We start from the raw sequence: 813 nt of genomic DNA, 5'->3' as shown, positions 1-813 counted from the left end.
AGCCTGAATCTTCAAGCAAAACCAATAGGATCAGCCTACTTTTGAGGGTCGTCTCACCGCGTTTCGCTTGACCGGCGTCCAGTCAATGCCAGCTAGCAAAAGCGAGAACTCCTGGGCACTCATCTGCATCGCACCATCGCGGATCGGGGGCCAAACAAACTTTCCGCTCTCCAACCACTTTGTCGCCAGGATCATGCCTGACCCATCCCAGTAAATGCAGCGAAGTCGATCCAGACGCTTGGCGCGGAAAACGAACACGTCGCCACAATAGGGATCGGCCGCGAGCGCTGACGCCACCAAAGCCACAAGGCCATTCATGCCGCGCCGGAAGTCGACCGGTTGCGTAGCCACCATGATCTTCACGCCACTCGGCGAAACTCCGATCACCGGCGACCTCGCAAGGCCGCCACCATCGCTTGCGCCAGTTCAGGTGCTACCGGGCCGATAACCGTCATGCGCGCGCCAGCAATCTCGATCTCAATTCGACCCGCGGCAAAGTGGGCGACATCTGACGGCGAGCCTGGAGCCGGCGTTCGATCGCCAACTACCGTCACCGGCACGAACATCGCCTGCTGCGCACTGGACCTCGCAGATCGTTGGGAGGTCAGCCCAGCGTCCCGGCGCCAGACGTTCAGCAAGCCGCGATTGACGCCCCAGCGCCGGGCAACGGCCGAGATGTTAACATCAGGTTCCGCGCTTTCCGCAAGGATCCGCGCCTTCTCCTCGTCAGTCCAATTCCGCCGCTGCCGCCGGCCGGTAATCACCTCGATCCGACGATACTTTCCCTCATGCCTGGCTTCATCCATGTCTTCA

Annotated in this window: 2 protein-coding genes; both read right to left on the bottom strand. The window is 60.9% G+C overall.

The window, feature by feature from the left end; all coding sequences use genetic code 11:
• Positions 1 to 30: 30 nt before the first annotated feature.
• Positions 31 to 387, bottom strand: coding sequence for an IS66 family insertion sequence element accessory protein TnpB (gene tnpB / locus F9K91_RS25530; RefSeq protein WP_151679077.1), 357 nt, complete (start codon positions 385 to 387; stop codon positions 31 to 33).
• On the bottom strand, positions 384 to 813 hold a 430-nt coding region (gene tnpA, locus F9K91_RS25525), incomplete at its 5' end, for an IS66-like element accessory protein TnpA (RefSeq protein WP_412842208.1). The genes tnpB and tnpA, both read right to left, overlap by 4 nt.

The organism is Brucella tritici, assembly GCF_008932295.1.
Classification (GTDB): domain Bacteria; phylum Pseudomonadota; class Alphaproteobacteria; order Rhizobiales; family Rhizobiaceae; genus Brucella; species Brucella tritici.
This window is presented reverse-complemented; position numbering and strand designations above follow the sequence as displayed.